Source organism: Paenibacillus sp. Dod16, from assembly GCF_049893405.1.
Taxonomy (GTDB): domain Bacteria; phylum Bacillota; class Bacilli; order Paenibacillales; family Paenibacillaceae; genus Paenibacillus_AQ.
In genome coordinates, this window is the sequence record NZ_JBNDYG010000111.1 from 1 (window position 1) to 1,847 (window position 1,847).

The 1,847-nt window shown below is 36.8% G+C and carries 3 protein-coding genes; 1 reads left to right on the forward strand and 2 read right to left on the reverse strand.

Features of this window, described 5'->3' with window-relative positions; all coding sequences use genetic code 11:
- Nucleotides 1-130 precede the first annotated feature (130 nt).
- Complete coding sequence (locus tag ACPV3A_RS37560) at nt 131-508, forward strand: hypothetical protein (RefSeq protein WP_063477669.1); 378 nt, start codon at nt 131-133, stop codon at nt 506-508.
- 434 nt (nt 509-942) lie between these two features.
- On the opposite strand, the gene ACPV3A_RS37565 is transcribed toward ACPV3A_RS37560, so the two are convergent.
- Nucleotides 943-1,278 carry a YolD-like family protein gene (locus tag ACPV3A_RS37565; protein WP_063477670.1) on the reverse strand — a complete coding sequence of 112 codons (336 nt, stop codon included), beginning with the start codon at nt 1,276-1,278 and terminating at the stop codon, nt 943-945.
- A complete protein-coding gene (locus ACPV3A_RS37570) occupies nt 1,275-1,703 on the reverse strand; it encodes a hypothetical protein (protein ID WP_256719875.1) in 429 nt (142 codons plus the stop codon). Before ACPV3A_RS37570 ends, ACPV3A_RS37565 begins: the two co-directional genes overlap by 4 nt.
- Nucleotides 1,704-1,847 lie beyond the last annotated feature (144 nt).

Here is a 1,847-nt window from a genome sequence, read left to right on the forward strand (position 1 = left end):
CTTGGAGAATATACAAGGTGACTTCCTCCATTCTTGAGGTTTTTGGTTTGGTCACCGAAAAACTTCGCCAAGTTGGGGTGAAGTCCCTTTTTTATGTGTGGAAATCCTTGTGTATCAAGGACTCAGATTAATGCAAAATGCTCACTTAAGAAATGTATCTATAAGAAAACCATTCGGTAACATTAGATTAACTATTTTTTCTGAAATCCCCATTAATGACAAGCTATATACAGGGAAGTATGTAGTTGAAAAAGAAGGCTCAAAAATAATCGAGTATACAATCGTGTTTAACTCCACCAAAGTTTCAGGATCTAAATATAGCCAAAATACGAAAAATGATGTTTACAATTATATTAGCAATGAGGTGAATGAATTGAACCAAGATAACGGAGCTGATATAAGAAATTTCCAATCAGCAAGCGAATATTTCGGTTCAACAGCTGAGGAAATTCAGAAAATATATCATGATTTTATTTTAGAAAGAGCAGCAAAAAGGGACAATAAATAATTCAAAGTAATATGCTATCAAAGAAGTTATATTCGTAAGATCTAAGGCCATAAATCGATAAAGTGAGTATTAGTTTAAAGTAAGGAAAGGAGTGATCAGGGAGGATGGCTTCTGGGTTTCTACAAAACAACTCACTTTAGTTTGTAAATGTATCGAAGAGTATGATGAGTGGTGGTTTGATCATAAGTCTGATGAAGAGAAAAATCATCGAATCTAGGAAAGCTGCAATCTGCACAAAAAGAAATAGAACCAAAAAAACAAATCGCTAGTCAGCGTTTGTTTTTTTTGGTTCTTCGGATTTTGTGAAGAGGAACAACCGAGTAAATCTCTAGATATTAGAATTTATGATTTCACCACAAAGATCCGTAGAGCCCTATTTTTATGAGATGCTTAATTCGCTTAAATAGCCTTTTCATAGCATATGTTGAGGGATATTACGATACTGAAATAATGTCTTCAATTTTAATCCATTCCCATTCACCAGATGAGATCGAAAGTTTTATCTCCCGTCTATAAGTATGAATCACAGTCACGATTCCTGTAAAGTTAACATCTTGATATTCATCAAAAATCTGTACTGTAACGCTACGATGTTCATGAAAAGACTCGACTAATGCAGTCTCAATCAGCTCGATTTCCTGTCCATCCAGTATTGGTTTATTTTTTCGCCCCTCCTCATGTTGTTTACGATTAATTGCATACTTATGTTCCGGCAGCATCATACGACTTGACTCCCAGAGTCCGTTACCATCAAGTAATTTACGTGTCATTTATAATGTCCTCCTATCTTCGCAGAGCGATCGATCGCTTGACCCGCTTCAGTTTTGGAAACTGCCCTCATAACAATTGATTCTCCATATTTATTCTTCAGCGCATCAGTAACCCGCTCAAGTGCCATTGATTTCTCTCGACGAGTATCAAATAAAGATAACTGATATTCCGTGTCAGTTGTAAGTTGTGTCACACTTATGCCAATTCTCCGAATCGGAAGTCCATCCCAATACATTTCAAGAAGCCTGCACGCCCAACTGTATACCTGATTCGTGATATTTGAAGGATCTTCCATCTTTATCTGCCTGCTGAACCCAGTCGGCCGGTCGAAATCAGCACCCATGCAACCAACAGAGACTACGTGTGCCATAAAACCTAGACCTCGGCAACGCTGGCAGACAAGCTCCGTTTGCTCAAGGAGTATCTATAAAATTTTGAGCATATTTTGTTGTGTGCATTAATAATTAGCATAAACCTTGATTTATCAAGGCTTTATACTAATTTGAGGACCTTTTCTTTATGAGCATTATTGATTGCTTAACACGATAACAATGATATGGTAACATAT

Excerpts from the sequence above, each read along its gene's own strand:
- ACPV3A_RS37560 (WP_063477669.1), top strand. The coding sequence starts at position 131 with ATGCAAAATGCTCACTTAAGAAATGTATCTATAAGAAAACCATTCGGT.
- ACPV3A_RS37565 (WP_063477670.1), bottom strand. The coding sequence starts at position 1,278 with ATGACACGTAAATTACTTGATGGTAACGGACTCTGGGAGTCAAGTCGT.